This window comes from Streptomyces avermitilis MA-4680 = NBRC 14893 (assembly GCF_000009765.2).
In the GTDB taxonomy this organism is placed as follows: Bacteria; Actinomycetota; Actinomycetes; order Streptomycetales; family Streptomycetaceae; genus Streptomyces; species Streptomyces avermitilis.
In genome coordinates this window covers 5,522,992-5,538,154 of record NC_003155.5, presented here as the reverse complement: position 1 = coordinate 5,538,154, position 15,163 = coordinate 5,522,992, and the positions used below count along the sequence as shown (strand labels likewise).

Genomic DNA, 15,163 nt, shown 5'->3' with positions numbered 1-15,163 from the left:
GTCAACCCTAGGCACGGTCGGTCGCCTGCGCTTGCGTTCGGCCCGAGTTGTGGACAAGGACCACTTGGGAGCGGCGGCCTCCACTGCGACGGCCGCCCTGTTCGTAGACGCGAAAGGCCGCCCAGCACACCGCGAGGACGAGGACGAAGGCGGGGAGCCAGAGCAGACGGGCGGCGACCCAGCTCAACCCGGCCGGGGTGGTGTGCAGTCCGGGGAGCCGGCCCGCGAGAAGGCCGGTGGCGGTGGTCGCCATCATGGCCGTCTGGTGCCAGAGGAAGATCGTCATCGCGGAGAGGTTCACCAGTGCCACCGCCGCCCAGGCCAGGGGGCGGCGCGTGATCCGGCGCAGCGGGGCGCGCAGCAGCAGCGCGAGGCCGCACTGGGCCAGGCCGAAGGTGACGGCGGCCGTAGTCGGCGGATCGAGGTTCGACACCGCGGCGCCGGGGACGCCCACCATCGACGCCGGGTAGCCCGCCCACGCGACCAGCCCCGCCGTCGCCGCCGCGCCGCCGGCCAGCAGCACCCAGCCCGCGCGACGGCGGTCCAGCTCACCGCGCGTCCAGGCCGCGCCCAGCGTGTACGGCACCAGCCAGCCCGCGGCCACATTCACCCAGCCGAGCCAGGAGGGCCCGCCGAGTCCGAAGCGAATGAGGTCCACATGGAGAACGACGGCCAGCGGCCACAGCGGGTTGAGGCGCGTCAGCAGTGGTGTCGCCGCCGTCAGCCCCGCGAAGACCAGCAGGAACCACAGCGGGGACAGTGCCAGCTTCACCAGGGTGTGTACGGTGCCGAAGTCCGCGCCCGCCGCGAGCAGACCGCCCACGGCGAGCGTCCACAGCGTCAGTACCGCCGCCACGGGTTTGAACAGACGGGCCAGCCGGGATCGCAGCCACCGCCCGTACGTCGTGCCACGCGCGCGTGCCGAGGCGTACCCCTTCGTCGCCACATGACCGCCCACCAGGAAGAACACGGCGAGCGTCTGGAAGACCCAGGAGATCGGGGCCAGCCACGGCATGTGCTGCAACGGGCTCGCCGTGTGCAGCGTCCCGCCGTCCGCGACGAGCGCGGTCACCAGCCAGTGGCCCAGGACGACCCCGAGGATCGCGAACGCACGCAGGGTGTCGACCGCGCGGTCCCGGTGCGCGGGCGTCGCGGTGTCCACCCGGCGGGCACCGTCCCGTATGCCGGTGGCTATGGCGCGTACCGCTGTTCGTGCGGCTGTGCGTGCGCCGTCCTTCATGTCGACGCGTCCGTCCGTCCGTACGTCCGTCCGTACGTCCTGTCGCAGGGTCGGCCTATGCACGGGTCACCTCCGAGGTGTCGCCGAGGACGATGCGGGCGAGGTTGTCCAGGGACACCGAGCCCGGCCTGAAGTAGTCGCTGTGGCCGCCGTCACCCGCGGCGAAGACATGGGCGCCGAAGGACGGGGAGACCGGGTCGGTGCCGAAGCCGACGGTGGTGCCGAAGAGGTCGGCGTGGGTGTGCGGGACGTCCTCGACCCAGTCGTCGGCGCCGCGGGACGCCCAGACGCGGGCGGGCGTGTGCAGGGCGGCGGCGGAGTCCGCGCCGGTGCCGGGGCTGCCGAGCAGGGCTATGTCGTCGACGTCCAGGTCACCGGCGGCGCGGGCGCAGACCACCGTGCCGTACGAGTGGCAGAGCAGGGAGATGTGCGGGGCGGGGTGCGAGGAGGGGTTGAGTCCACGATTCTCGGAGAGCTCGTGGAGGTCGCGAAGTTCGCTGATAAGGCCCCGCAGTTGGGGGGCCGCTTCCTTGGCCCGGGTGGCGGTGAGGGCGATGGTGCTGATGGTGCGGGGTGTCTCGTAGCCGAGCCAGGCGATGACCGCCGTGCGCGGGCCCGTCCTCTGGTGCAGGGCGAGGGCGCCCGCGCGGAAACGGCCGTACGTGTCCAGCGTCGTGTCGGAGCCCGGGACCAGGACGGCGACGCGGTCGGCCGTCGCCAGGTCGCCGAAGACCTCGACCGCCCGGCCCCTGCCCCGTCCGTCGAAGGTGAGGAAGTCCCGGGACGGGGCGGCCATGGAGCGGTCGGCCGCGGCGCGGGCGTGGTCGCCGTGGGCCCCGGCCATGCGGGACGCCTCCGCGGCGTTGGCGCGGTTGGCCGCGTACGTCGCCTCCAGCGTCGCCGCTGTCACGGGGGCGAGCGTCGCCGGTGCCGGAGCGGGGATCTCGGGGTGCGCTGCCGCGGCGGACACGGGGACGACGACCGCGCCCGCGATCAGCACCGCGAGCAGAGTGCGGCGCAGTCGGCCGAACCCGCGTCCGCTCGATCGGCCACGACCCCGGTCACGCACGCCGCGACGACCCCGGTCACGCACACCGCCACGACCCCGGTCGCGTACGCGTATGCCTCCACGACCTCCGTCGCGCACGCCTGCGCGCTCGGTGCCGTCCGCGGGCGGAGCCGTCTCCTCTGCCGCCGACCTCCTGGCCCGGAACCCCATGATGCGCTTCCCCTCCCAGCAGGCCCGCTGACTCAACGGGCGTCCATGGAAGGGAAATTACGGAGCGTGACACGTCGCCCGCGTCATGCTGGGGAGCTCACCTGGGACGTAGCTCTCAGGTATTACGGGTATGACAGGGAGGACGCGAACCGGCTGCCAAGCCTGCTGTCAACCCGGTTGCCAACCGGCTGCCAACCGGCTGTCACCAGCCCAGTTGCGCGATCTCCTCGGCCACGACCGCGCACGCGTCCGCCGCCGGATCGATCAGCGGAAAGTGCCCGACCCCCTCGAGGAGCGTGAGGCCGACGACTTCCCCCGCCTTCGCCGCCGCGTCCGCGTACGCCTCGGCGACCGCGTGCGGAACCACGATGTCGGTGCGTCCCTGGACCAGGGTCGTGGCGATACCGGTGGGCAGCAGGAGCGCCGGGTCCGCGTGCGGCCGACGGTCGGTGAACGCGGCCTCGCCACCGAGGAGTTGGGTGGCCGCGCCGCCGCACACGTCCAGCTTCCGCGCGACACCGAAGTCCGCGATCGGGGCGAGCGCCACGACGCCGCGCAGCGGGGCCGGGCTCTCGGTGCGCCACGGGGAGCCGGCCGGCAGGACATGGCGGGCCGCCGCCCACAGGGCCAGGTGGCCGCCCGCCGAGTGGCCGGTGATCACCGTACGGCGCAGGTCGGCCTGGGGAAGCGCCTCGCGTACGAGGGCGGGGAGCGCGTCCAGCGCGGCCGCCACGTCGTCGAAGGTGTCGGGCCAGCGACCCGCGACCGGGCCCGCACCGCCCTGAGCGGCCGCCGCACCGCCCTCCGTCGGGACATCCGCACCGCCCCGCGCCGGGACGGGGTCGGCGCCCCTGCGGTACTCGACGTTGGCCACGGCGAAGCCACGGCGGGCCAGGAAGCCGGCGAAGGGAGTGACGTGGCGCCGGTCGTACGGAGCCCGCCAGGCGCCCCCGTGCAGAACGACCACGAGGGGAGCGAGAGCCCCCGGCACCCCGGAACCCGCCGCCGCTCCCGGTACCTCCGGCGCCTCCGGCTCGACCCCGCGCGGAGCGTAGAAGTCGATCACCTGATCGGGGTGAGCGCCGTACGAGGCCGTGGAGTCGGGCTCGACGGGCGGGTGCGAAAAGACGGACGCCTCTTCCGCGGCGGCACGTTTCGCCACCTCACGTTCCGCCCCATCGCGCGGTTCTGCGGCATCGCGGGGTGCGGCGTCGTCCGGCATGCTCCAACCTCTCAGCGGCAAAACGGAATTGGGAACAGCTCGGCCGGGGCTAATCGACCGTTGGCGGGGACGGTATCAGGCCGGTGACGTGCGCCAACACGGGGATGTCACGCTCGGTGAGGGTTAAATGGTTCTGCCGTTTCGTTACGCTGTCCCCACCCCGTCCGACTCACCGCAGGAGGCCTCATGTCCGCCGAACCCGGCACCGTACGCCCCGGAGGCCGGACCGCGCGCGTGCGGGCCGCCGTGCTGCGGGCGGCCGGAGACGTGCTGGCCGAGCAGGGGTTCGCGCATCTCGATCTGGCGGACGTGGCCCGGCGGGCGGAGGTCGGCAAGACCACGGTGTACCGGCGGTGGGGGTCGGTGACGGGCCTGGTCGCCGACCTGCTGGACGACATGGCCGAACAGTCGCTGCCCCGCGCGGAGACCGGGTCCGTACGGGAGGATCTGCGGGCCAACGCGCACCTGGTGCAGCGGACGCTGGCGGACGCCCGCCAGGGCGCGCTGTTCCGGGCGGTCATCGCCGCCGCGACGTGCGACGCCCGTACGGCCGAGTCACTGCGGCGGTTCTACGAGGTGCGCGTCGCGGAGTGGGCGCCCTGCGTGGAACGGGGGGTGGAACGCGGGGAGCTGCCGGTGGGTACCGATGCGGCGACGGTCGTACGGGCCGTGTCGGCGCCGCTCTACTACGCGCTGCTCACCACCGGAACCGCCCCGGAGCCCGCCGACGCCGACCGGGCCGCCGACGCCGCCCTCGCCGCGGCGAGGGCAGAGGCGTACGTCGTGGGGTAGTACTCCGGAGTACAACCCCACGGGTAGTACTCCGGAGTACTCCGTTTCCTCCCCTTCGCCCACCCCCAATTTTGCGTATTGCGGGGCACACCGGCGCACACGGACCATGGCCGTGCATGGCGGTGCAGAACGGGGGAGTGATGCATTGTGGTGGGGAACGGGGGCGGTCCGCCCTATCTGGTAGCGGCTGTTCCGCCGCAACTCGCGGGTACCACATGGGAGTTGACGCGCGCCTCGCATATCGTCGGGCGGCTCGGTGACATCCGGCTGGCGCCTTCGGACGTGAGCAAGCGCCACGCCGAGCTGCGTCTGGGCAGCGACGGAGTCTGGCTCAGCGACCTGGGCTCCCGCAACGGCGTCCTGCACAACGGGCGGCGACTCGACCCCGGCCGACCGGTCAGACTGAGCGAGGGCGACCACCTCCACTTCGGTTCGGTGCAGTTGGTGTTCCGCAGCAACGCCCCGCAGGCTCCCGGCGCCGCCGGCCGGACGCCACACGGCCACGACCGCGAGCACGACACCTCAACCGTCACCGACCTGGGCGACGCCCGTCGGCGCCGCTTCGCGGGCCGGCACGGACCCGACCCCGACCTGCCGCCCCCTCCCCCGCGCCACGCCCCGCCCCCGCCCGTCGAGGACGACGCCCGGAGCATGACCACCCGGCATCTGGCGGCCGCGACCCAGTTCGACCCGTGGTTCGCGGACCTGGTGGTCCACCAGGTCGTCGACGAGCCCTACCGCGCCCTCGCCCCGGTCTTCGGAGCCGACCTCGGCACCGTCACCCGCTGGGCCCTGTCCGCGCGCCGGCGCCGGCTGACCCGCGACGCCGCGCTGTGCGCGCTGCTGTGCTGCCTCGTCGCGCTGCTCGGGCTCGGGGCGCGCGGCAACGTCGACGCGATCAAGGCGGCCGACCTCGGCGGCTGGTGGCGCCCGTACGCCGCCGGCGCGCTGCTGCTGCTCGCCCTCGCCTGGCTGGTCCTGGGCGTGGACGTCTGGGTCACCGAGTACCTCGTCCTGCGCCGGCGGCTCGCCCCTCAGCACTACGATCCCGCGCAGGCGCCGGACGCCTTGAGCGGGCGGGTCCGCGACCGGCTCGCCACCGTGGCCGAGCGGCCCGCGGGGAACCTGGTCGTCTGCTCCGACTACTGGCCCTTCGCGGGCAGCGGCGACCAGATCGAGGAGTGGGACCGGCCCGTCGACATCCGCAAGGGCTCACCCCGCGAGGACGGCGGCCGGCGCAGGCCACAGCCCTTCACCAAGGACGAGCTGTACGAGGTGCTCATCGCCGCGGCCTGTCGGCTCGGCCTGGCCAACCTGCGTGTGGAGGAACGTCTCTTCGTGGGCGGCAACGACGTCGCCCGCGACCCCCGGCTGCTGCCCGACCGGTTCCAGCCGCCCCTGACCCGCATCCCGCCGCACCTCATCCGCGGCATGCCGGACGGGCTCGGCGCGGCCCGGCGCTCGTATGTGAGCATCGAAGTCCCGGCCTGGAGCGGTCAGTTGGTGCTGACGATGTTCCTGCGCGCGGTCCAGGTCCAGGGGACGCTCTACCTGGAGTTCTCGGCGTACGCCCTGTTGCCGATGCGTCCCGAGTACTACGCCGTCGACAATCTGCCCCACCGGACGGCGGCGGGAGCGGCCGTCCGTGCGCTGGCCGCGGCGCTTCCGTGGACGCCACGCGCGCTGCTGGGATCGCCGGGAGCGCTCGCCCGGCGTGCGGCCGCCTCCCGGGCCGCGGCGGCGGGGCGGCGCCGGCAGCGGCGCACGATCGGCGGCGGCTACCGGTTCGACTACGGCGCCCAGCTCAGCATCCGCGAGTTCGCGCGCGGTCTGGACGAGGGCCACTACTTCCTCGGCCGCGACCTGAGCCGGGTCCTCAACACGACCCAGCAGCACCTGCTGAACACGATCGGCGACTTCCTGGAGGCCAAGGGCATCGACTCGGACGACTTCCAGCGGTTCCAGCAGAACGTGGTGCAGAACTTCGGCGACGACAACCGGGTCTACGCCAACAACAACCGCGGCACCATGTACGCCCACAACAAGAGGGTCCGGCATCCGCAGGGCGGCAAAGGCCAGGCGCCCGGGCCGTCCGCCCAGCGCGGCTGACACGGCTCACACGGCTCACACGGCTCACACGACCGACACGACCGGCACGACCCGGACGACCGGCACGACCGACACAGCTCACACGGCGAAACACGGCGAGACACGGCGAGACACCGAAGGAGACAGGACATGGCACACGGCGACGACAACCGGGTCTACGCCAACGACAACCGGGGCACCCTGTACGCCCACAACGGAAGCGTCACCCACAACGCCGACCCCCGGGCCGCCGACGACGCCCGCGAACTCCTGCGCCGCCTGGAGGAGTTGCAGGGTCTGCTCGCCCAGCACGCCGCCGCCCTGCCCGACGCGCGGCGGCTGCGCGACGTGGCGCGGGAGCTGGGCAACCAGCTTCAGGACCCGCAGCCGAGCAGGACCGTCGTACGCAGTCTGCTCGACTCGCTGACGGCGGGAGCCGGTGGCGTCACCGCCGTACTCACCGCCGTCAACGGGCTCTCCCAGTTCGTCTCCCGGTTCCTGTGAGCCGGGCGGCGCGCGTCAGCCCACGGTCTCGGCGAGCACCCGCGCCGCCCGCTCCACATCCGCGAACCCCACGTACAGCGGAGTGAAGCCGAACCGCAGGATGTCCGGGGAACGGAAGTCCCCGACCACGCCCCGCTCGACCAGCCGCTTCATCACCGCACCGGCGTCCCGGCAGCGCAGCGCCACCTGACTGCCCCGCTCCGCGTGCGCGGCCGGAGTCAGGGACTCGACCACGCCCTCGGGCACGTACGCCCCGACGCACTCCAGGAAGAAGTCCGTCAGGGCGAGGGACTTGGCGCGCACGGCCTCGACCGACACGCCGTCCCACACCTCCAGCGCCGCCTCCAGGGCCAGCATGGAGAGGATGTCGGGCGTGCCGACGCGCCCGCGCACGGCACCGGCCGCCGGTTCGTACGCCGTACGCATCCCGAAGGGCTCGGCGTGCGAGTTCCAGCCGGGCAGCGGGGAGTCGAAGCGGTCCTGAAGGTCACGGCGTACATACAGGTACGCCGGTGCACCCGGGCCCCCGTTCAGATACTTGTACGTGCAGCCGACCGCCAGGTCGACCCCGTGCGCGTCGAGCCCGACCGGCAGCGCGCCCGCGCTGTGGCACAGGTCCCAGACCGCCAGGGCGCCCGCGGCGTGGATCGCCGCCGTCAGGGACGGCAGGTCGTGCAGCCGGCCCGTGCGGTAGTCGACGTGGTTCAGCAGCACCGCGGCGGTACGCGGGCCGAGGGCGTCGGCCACCTCGTCCGGCGCGACCGGGCGCAGTTCGCACCCCGTCATGCGCGCCGCCGACTGCGCGATGTAGCCGTCCGTCGGGAACGTCGTGGCATCGACGAGGATCTCGTCCCGCCCCTCGCCCGCGAGACGCACCGCACCGACAAGTGCCTTGAACACGTTGACACTTGTGGAGTCACCGACCACGATCTGCCCGGCTGCCGCGCCCACCAGGGGCGCGATCCGGTCGCCGATCCGCTCCGGCGCCGTCCACCAGCCGCTCTCGTCCCAGGAACGGATGCGCAGCGAGCCCCACTGACGGCGTACGACGTCGTCCAGCCGCCCGGGGACGGCCGCCGGCAGCGCGCCGAGCGAGTTCCCGTCCAGGTAGACGGCCTCGTCGAGGACGAACCGCTCACGCAGCCCGGCCAGTTCGTCGGCGGCGTCCGACTTCTCCGCCCTGACGGCCAGCTCAGACATGGGACCTCGCCGTCCACAGCTCCGGGAACACGTTCTTCTGCGCCCGCTTCTCCAGCCAGGCCACCCCGGCCGAGCCACCCGTGCCGGTCTTCGCGCCCATGGCCCGGCGCGTGGCCACCAGATGGTCGTTGCGCCATCGCCACACCAGCTCGGCGACGTCCGTGAGCGCCTCGCCGAGCCGGGCGAGTTCGTCGTCCGGCTTCCCCGAGTACAGCGAGGTCCACACGGCCTCGACCTCGGGCGAGGGCTCGTACCGCAGCGAGACGTCACGCTCCAGCACGGCGCGCGGTACCCCGTACCCGCGCCGCGACAGCAGCCGCAGCACCTCGTCGTACAGGCTCGGCTCGTGCAGCGCCTTCTCCAGCTCCGCGTGCACGCGCGGCGCGCCCCGGTGCGGGACCAGCATGGACGCGGCCTTCTCGCCGAGCAGGAACTCCATCCGCCGGTACATCGCGGACTGGAAGCCCGAGCCCTCGCCGAGGGCCGAGCGGTACGAGTTGAACTGGGCGGGCGTGAGCTGCGAGAGGGGCCGCCAGGACGCGTTCAGCGCCTCCAGCTCCCGGACCGACCGCTTCAGCGCGGCCACCGCGACCGGGATGTCGTCGCCGCGCAGCGCGTTCGCCGCGGTCTCCCACTCGTGCACGATGACCGTGAACCACAGCTCCATGACCTGGGTCGTCACCAGGAAGACCATCTCTCCGGGGTCGTCGGAGAGGGTGTGCTGGAGATGGGTGAGGACGTCCGCCTGGACATAGTCCTCGTACGGGGTGGTCCCTGCGAAGTCGAGATGCGGGGTCTCGGGCTCCGAAGCCTCTGCGGGCTGAGCCTGATGGGACATCGCTGTCTCCTGATGCGTACTCCGGGTAGCGGTCCGCCCCTGCCGTTACCGACACGGGGGCCCCGGTCCCCACCGGCATCCTCCGCAATCGTCCCCCGAAAAGGCAAGGCCCGCCTGATCACAGACGGGCCTCACACATCCTCTGACCAGCCCAGCGACCAGTCCTGGCCCGGCTGAGCGGCCAGTCCTGGCCCAGGGACCGGGCCTAGCCCAGCGTCTGGGCCGCCGCCGGGGAGGAGTCCTGGAGGAACTGCGTGCAGCGCTCGTACTCCGCCTGCTCGCCGATCGCCTGCGCGGCGCGGGCGAGGCCGTGCAGGGCGCGCAGGAAGCCGCGGTTCGGCTCGTGCTCCCACGGCACCGGGCCGTGGCCCTTCCAGCCGCTGCGGCGCAGGGCGTCCAGGCCGCGGTGGTAGCCGGTACGGGCGTACGCGTACGACTCGACGACGCTGCCGCGCTCGAACGCCTCGTCGGCGAGCTGCGCCCAGGCGAGCGAGGAGGTCGGGTACTTGGCCGCGACGTCGGCGGGCGCCGTGCCGCTCGCGAGCAGCTCGCGCGGCTCCGGGTCGTCGGGGAGGTGCGTCGGGGGCGGGCCCCCGAGAAGGTTTCCGTGAATCGTCATGGGTTCCAGTCTGCGGCACCCTCCGGGGGTTGTGCGGGAGTGGGGTGGGCGTTCGGCGTCGGGTGGCGGGTGTCGAGGGTGCCGTCCCCCTGGGGGCTGCGCCCCCAGACCCCGCTTTTTTCGGCCTGAACGGCCTCGTCCTCAATCGCCGGACGGGCTGGGGGTGTCTGGACCGGGGCTGGAAGGGGCACTGGAACCCGGGCTCGAACCGGCGCCGGAACCCGCGCTCGAACCGGCACCGGAAGCCGCCGTCGGCAGGGGGCGGCCCGGCTCCAGGGGTGGGGCGGTCAGCGCGCCGTGTGTGTGGCACTCGGGGCGTCGGCAGTCCGGTGCCGGTCGGCGTACGGACGTGAAGGCCAGCACCGCCCCCAGCACCAGCACACCCGCGCACAGCGGCATCGCCCGCCGGAACGCGTCGTTGAACTGCTCCGCCGAGCGGTACGCCTCCGGGCCCATCCCGGCGAGCAGCGGCAGCGCGGCCACGGCGATGAGGCCGGCCGCGCGGGCCGCCGCGTTGTTGATGCCGCTGGCCAGACCGGCCCGGCCGCTGTCCACGGAGGCGAGGACGGTGGCGGTGAGCGGCGCGACCAGGGTGACCATGCCCAGCCCCATCACCAGGAGCGCGGGCAGGACGTCGGTGAGGTACGAGGCGTGCGGTCCCACCCGCAGCATCAGCAGCATGGCGGTCGCGCACAGCAGCGGGCCCACGGTGAGCGGGATGCGCGGGCCGATGCGCTGGCCCAGCTCGCCCGAGCGGGCGGACAGGAACAGCATCATGACGGTCGTGGGGAGCAGGGCCGTGCCGGCGCCGAGGGCCGAGTAGCCGGCCACGACCTGGAGCTGGAGCGCGGTCAGGAAGAAGAAGCCGCCGAACGCCGCGTACACGCACAGGGTGACCAGGTTGACCGCGGTGAACTGGCGGGACGCGAAGATGTCCAGCGGCATCATCGGGTCGGGGCGCCGCTTCTCGACGTACACGAAGGCGACACCGGCGGCCACCCCCGCGACCGCCGTCACGGCGACGGCCGGGGAGCCGGTGGGCGCCTCGATCAGGGCGTAGGTGACCAGGGCGAGGGAGAGGGCGCCGAGGGCCGCGCCGAGGACGTCGAAGCCGCGGCCGTGGATACGGTCGTCCTTCGACTCCGGTACGTGTCTGAGGGCGACGGGGGCGCACAGCAGGGCCACCGGGACGTTCAGCAGGAAGACCCAGCGCCAGCCCGGGCCGTCCACCAGCCAGCCGCCCAGGAACGGGCCGACCGCGGCCCCGATGCCGCCGAAGCCGGACCACAGGCCGACGGCTCTCGCACGGTCGTCGGGGTGGAACGACGCCTGGATGAGCGCGAGTGAGCCGGGGGTGAGCAGGGCGCCACCGATGCCCTGCAGAGCGCGGGCGGCGACGAGCACGCCGGCGTTCGGGGCGAGGCCGCAGAGCAGTGAGGCGGTGGCGAACCAGATCACGCCGAGGACGAAGATCTTCCGGCGTCCGAAGCGGTCACCGAGGGCTCCGCCCAGGAGGATCAGGCCCGCGAGGGTGAGCATGTACGCGTTGACGGTCCACTGGAGGGCCGCGAGGTCCGCGTTCAGATCGCGGCCGATGCGGGGCAGCGCGACGTTGACGACCGTCGAGTCCAGCATGGCCATGCTGGAGCCCAGGACCGTGGTGAGCAGGATCCACTTGCCGCTGGGGGTGGCGATCCTGACGGCGGGGAGGTCCTGCGCGGAGGCGGCCATGCTTCGGAGGATACGGAAGAGCGGGGCCCGGCGGACACGGAAGAGCCCGGCACCTCAGCGGGTGCCGGGCTCAGCGCGTGAGAACGGGGTTACTTGATCTTCGTGCCCGTCGAGCGCAGGTTCGCGCAGGCCTCCGTGACGCGCTTGGCCATCGACGCCTCGGCCAGCTTGCCCCACGTACGCGGGTCGTAGGTCTTCTTGTCGCCGACCTCGCCGTCGACCTTCAGGACGCCGTCGTAGTTGCGGAACATGTGGTCGGCGACCGGACGCGTGAACGCGTACTGGGTGTCGGTGTCGATGTTCATCTTGACGACGCCGTTCTCCAGGGCCGTGCGGATCTCGGCCTCCGTGGAGCCGGAGCCGCCGTGGAAGACGAAGTCGAACGGGTCGGCCTTGCCGAACTTCGCGGCCACGCCCTCGTTGAGCTCCTTCAGGAGCTCCGGGCGGAGCACGACGTTGCCCGGCTTGTACACACCGTGCACGTTGCCGAAGGACGCGGCCAGCAGGTAGCGGCCCTTCTCGCCCAGGCCCAGCGCCTCCGCCGTGCGGATCGCGTCCTCGACCGTCGTGTACAGCGAGTCGTTGATCTCGTGGGTGACGCCGTCTTCCTCGCCGCCGGTCGGGGTGATCTCCACCTCGAGGATGATCTTCGCGGCGCGGGCCTTCTCGAGCAGCTCCTGCGCGATGGCCAGGTTGTCGGCGAGGGTCTCCGCCGAGCCGTCCCACATGTGCGACTGGAACAGCGGGTTCCGGCCGGCCTTGACGCGCTCCTCGGAGATCGCGAGCAGCGGACGGACGTACCCGTCGAGCTTGTCCTTCGGGCAGTGGTCCGTGTGCAGGGCGACCGTGACCGGGTACTTCTCGGCGACGATGTGCGCGAACTCGGCCAGCGCCACGGCGCCGGTGACCATGTCCTTCTTGTACTGACCACCCAGGAACTCCGCACCACCGGTGGAGATCTGGACGATGCCGTCGCTCTCGGCCTCCGCGAAGCCGCGCAGCGCAGCGTGCAGGGTCTGGGTCGAGGTCACGTTGATGGCCGGGTAGGCGAACTTGCCTGCCTTCGCCCGGTCGAGCATCTCGTTGTAGACCTCGGGGGTTGCGATGGGCATCTGACCGCTCCTTGTATGTGCGGGTGGCGTGTTGCTTACGGCCCTGACCTAGGGGGGCGACGTCATCGTCGTCCCCATCCTTCCAGACGTGACCGGATGCTCGGGCACGACGGTCCCGCCTGTGGAAAACTCCCCGCGCCCCCTGTGGACAACCGCGGGTGCGGGCTCAGTCGAGGCCCAGCTCGTCCTTGTCGTACGCGAAGCGGTAGGGGACTCCGGCACCCGCTTCGATCTTCTCGGCGGCGCCGGTCGCGCGGTCGACGATCGTCGCGACGCCCACGACCTCCGCGCCGGCCTCCCGGACCGCCTCCACGGCGGTGAGCGGGGAGCCGCCGGTGGTGGACGTGTCCTCGACGACGAGCACGCGGCGGCCCTTGATCTCGGGGCCCTCGACGCGGCGCTGCAAGCCGTGGGCCTTGGCGGCCTTGCGGACCACGAACGCGTCGAGGCGCCGGCCGCGCGCGGCGGCCGCGTGCAGCATGGCCGCGGCGACCGGGTCGGCGCCCATGGTCAGGCCGCCGACCGCGTCGAAGTCGAGGTCGGCGGTGAGGTCGAGCAGCACCTGTCCGACGAGCGGCGCGGCTTCCCCGTCCAGGGTGATGCGGCGCAGGTCGACGTAGTAGTCGGCCTCGAGACCCGAGGAGAGGGTCACCTTGCCGTGCACCACGGCCTTGTCCTTGATCTGCTGCAACAGCGCGCCACGTACGTCATCCATGCGGCCAGGGTAGACGGCGCCGCGCGGCGGGCTCTACAGCGTCCGCCACGTCCAGGTGGTCGTGGCTTCCAGCGGCTCGATGGGTGTGACCAGGCGCGGACGGGTGTTGAGTCCGTCGGGCGGGCCGGTCTGCGGCTCCACACAGACGGCCTCGGGCTGTTCGTCGTACACGACGACCCACTCCTCGCGGGAGGCGACGGTGAGCTCCAGCTGCCCGGGCCAACTGAGGGTGACGTGGACGCCGTCGGGCATGCCGAAGCAGTCGTCCCAAGGGCCGGGGAGGGGGGCGACGCGGTTGCCGGTGGGGAGGTGGTCGGCGCCGCGCTCCTCCTGCCAGGCGGGGGTGAAGTCGACGCGTGCGTCGTCCTGCCCCAGGTTCCGGTTGAACCAGGGGTGCCAGCCGATCTGGGCCGGGAACGAGGAGTCGTACGCCTCCACGCTCATGGTGAGCGTGAGGGAGTCCTCGGTCAGGGCGGCGATCTGGGTGACGCGGCCGGGGTAGGGCCACGGCTCGACGAGGTCGTACGTGAGGACGGCCTCGTTCTTGCCGGTGCGCGCGACGCGCCAGGCGCCGTCCCTGGCGGTGCCGTGGATGGCGTGCGGCGGGGAGTTGAGGGGCATCTGGTGGAGGGTGGCGCCGTTGCGGAACTTGCCGTCCCTGATCCGGCCGCACCACGGAACCATCGGGAAGCAGCCGTAGCGCTCGCCCTGCCGCAGCAGTTCCACCCCGCCGACGCGCAGGCTGCGCACGCGTCCGCCGCTTCCCGGTACCAGGGCCACTTCCGCGTCGCCCGCGGTCAGCGTGATCTCGTCGTTACTCACGAAGGCGACCCTACTGGGGGCTCGAGGGGGCCTGTCGTCGGCGGGGCGTCTGCGGGGCGCCGGGGGCGTCCTGCGGGGCGCCGGGGGCATCCTGCGGGTGCGCGGGGCCTCGCGGGGCCGGTGTCAGCGGCGGCGGCGCAGGACGCGTCCCACGACGATCGCCGACGCCACCACGAGCGCCGCCGCGGGGGCCGCCCAGCGGAGGGTCGCTCCGGCGGTGGTCGTCTCCGGCGCGGGGACCGGGGCGTAACGGCCGCGGGGCGGCGCGTGGTCCACCTCCTCCGCGCTGCGGCCGATCATCGTGCGCCGCGCGTGCGCCGCCTCGGCGGGGGGCCCGCTCTCCCCCACGAAGCCATCGGTGGGCGGCTCCCCCTCGCCCACGAAGCCCTCGGCGACGAGGTCGTCCTCCTCGTCGAATTCCTCGGGGGACGACGGCGGGGACGCGGGGGCCTCGGCTTCGGCTTGCGGCGCAGGCTCCGCTTCGGCTTGCGGCGCAGGCTCGGCTTCGGGCACCGGCTCCGGATCGGACGTCACCTCGGAACCGGCGGGTTCCGGCGCCTCCGCCTCCGCCTCCGCCTCCGCCTCCGGCGATGCCGTCGCCGTCGCCGTCGCCACGTTCTCCGCGAAGCGGGTCAGCAGGCGGGTCGTCGCCGAGGTCACCGTCTCCGGTGGGAGTTCCGCCACCCGGCCGTCCGCCGTCGCCGTGCCGTCGAAGGCGAGAGTCGTGCCGTCCTGCGCCGGCCGCAGCCGCAGCGTCAGGGCGAGCTTCACGGAACCGCCGCCCCGCGCCTCCGTCGCGTCACCCTCGACCGCGAAGGAACCGTCCTCCTGGCTCGCGATCCGCAGCGCACCCCGGTAGGTGATCGTGTGGCCGCCGACGCGCACCTTCAGGCGCCCCGCGACGGGCGGCGTCCCCGCGTCCTGTTGAAGCCCGGGTACCGCCCGGGCGACCCGGGCGGGGTCGGCCAACGTCTCCCGCAGCCGCTCGGCAGGAACCGGAACGAACACCTCATGCTCCATGTCAGCCGAGCCTACCCAGCACGGCCCGGACCGCACCCACG

The 15,163-nt window shown here is 73.0% G+C and carries 14 protein-coding genes; 3 read left to right on the top strand and 11 right to left on the bottom strand.

Translation table 11 applies throughout. The annotated features are described in order from the left end of the window. Positions 1-7 precede the first annotated feature (7 nt). From SAVERM_RS23415 to SAVERM_RS23405, 3 genes are all read right to left on the bottom strand, one after another. Positions 8-1,240 (bottom strand): acyltransferase family protein, encoded by a 1,233-nt coding sequence (locus tag SAVERM_RS23415; RefSeq protein WP_042493463.1) that lies wholly within the window; start codon positions 1,238-1,240, stop codon positions 8-10. Positions 1,241-1,295: 55 nt separating this feature from the next. Continuing rightward, positions 1,296-2,333: an alpha/beta hydrolase gene (locus SAVERM_RS23410; protein ID WP_169788648.1), complete on the bottom strand. Its 1,038-nt coding sequence runs from the start codon at positions 2,331-2,333 to the stop codon at positions 1,296-1,298. Between the two features lie 328 nt (positions 2,334-2,661). Beyond that, positions 2,662-3,681, bottom strand: a complete 1,020-nt coding sequence (locus SAVERM_RS23405) for an alpha/beta hydrolase (RefSeq protein ID WP_010985956.1) — start codon at positions 3,679-3,681, stop codon at positions 2,662-2,664. A gap of 186 nt (positions 3,682-3,867) precedes the next feature. On the opposite strand from SAVERM_RS23405, the gene SAVERM_RS23400 reads away from it, so the two are divergent. The 3 genes from SAVERM_RS23400 (at position 3,868) to SAVERM_RS23390 (ending at position 7,065) form a co-directional block, all read left to right on the top strand. After that, positions 3,868-4,473: a TetR/AcrR family transcriptional regulator gene (locus SAVERM_RS23400; RefSeq protein ID WP_010985955.1), complete on the top strand. Its 606-nt coding sequence runs from the start codon at positions 3,868-3,870 to the stop codon at positions 4,471-4,473. A 147-nt stretch (positions 4,474-4,620) separates the two neighbouring features. Then, entirely contained in the window at positions 4,621-6,582 is a 1,962-nt protein-coding gene (locus SAVERM_RS23395; protein ID WP_010985954.1) for an FHA domain-containing protein, read from the top strand. 129 nt (positions 6,583-6,711) lie between these two features. Beyond that, positions 6,712-7,065, top strand: coding sequence for a hypothetical protein (locus tag SAVERM_RS23390; RefSeq protein ID WP_010985953.1), 354 nt, complete (start codon positions 6,712-6,714; stop codon positions 7,063-7,065). Between the two features lie 15 nt (positions 7,066-7,080). Here the strand turns inward: SAVERM_RS23390 and kynU are convergent, their stop codons facing one another. From kynU to SAVERM_RS23350, 8 genes are all read right to left on the bottom strand, one after another. Beyond that, the gene (kynU, locus tag SAVERM_RS23385; protein WP_010985952.1) at positions 7,081-8,265 is read right to left on the bottom strand and encodes a kynureninase; all 1,185 of its coding nucleotides are present in this window, start codon (positions 8,263-8,265) and stop codon (positions 7,081-7,083) included. After that, positions 8,258-9,103, bottom strand: a complete 846-nt coding sequence (locus tag SAVERM_RS23380; RefSeq protein WP_010985951.1) for a tryptophan 2,3-dioxygenase family protein — start codon at positions 9,101-9,103, stop codon at positions 8,258-8,260. Before SAVERM_RS23380 ends, kynU begins: the two co-directional genes overlap by 8 nt. 205 nt (positions 9,104-9,308) lie before the next feature. Next, positions 9,309-9,722, bottom strand: coding sequence for a DUF3151 domain-containing protein (locus tag SAVERM_RS23375; RefSeq protein ID WP_010985950.1), 414 nt, complete (start codon positions 9,720-9,722; stop codon positions 9,309-9,311). A gap of 141 nt (positions 9,723-9,863) precedes the next feature. After that, positions 9,864-11,453 carry an MFS transporter gene (locus tag SAVERM_RS23370; protein ID WP_010985949.1) on the bottom strand — a complete coding sequence of 530 codons (1,590 nt, stop codon included), beginning with the start codon at positions 11,451-11,453 and terminating at the stop codon, positions 9,864-9,866. Between the two features lie 89 nt (positions 11,454-11,542). Beyond that, positions 11,543-12,565, bottom strand: a complete 1,023-nt coding sequence (gene fbaA / locus SAVERM_RS23365) for a class II fructose-bisphosphate aldolase (RefSeq protein ID WP_010985948.1) — start codon at positions 12,563-12,565, stop codon at positions 11,543-11,545. Positions 12,566-12,731: 166 nt separating this feature from the next. Then, positions 12,732-13,280 carry an orotate phosphoribosyltransferase gene (gene pyrE, locus SAVERM_RS23360; protein WP_010985947.1) on the bottom strand — a complete coding sequence of 183 codons (549 nt, stop codon included), beginning with the start codon at positions 13,278-13,280 and terminating at the stop codon, positions 12,732-12,734. Between the two features lie 33 nt (positions 13,281-13,313). Beyond that, positions 13,314-14,102, bottom strand: coding sequence for an aldose 1-epimerase (locus SAVERM_RS23355; protein WP_010985946.1), 789 nt, complete (start codon positions 14,100-14,102; stop codon positions 13,314-13,316). Between the two features lie 123 nt (positions 14,103-14,225). Continuing rightward, positions 14,226-15,122 carry an SRPBCC domain-containing protein gene (locus SAVERM_RS23350; protein ID WP_078234378.1) on the bottom strand — a complete coding sequence of 299 codons (897 nt, stop codon included), beginning with the start codon at positions 15,120-15,122 and terminating at the stop codon, positions 14,226-14,228. Between the last annotated feature and the right edge of the window lie 41 nt (positions 15,123-15,163).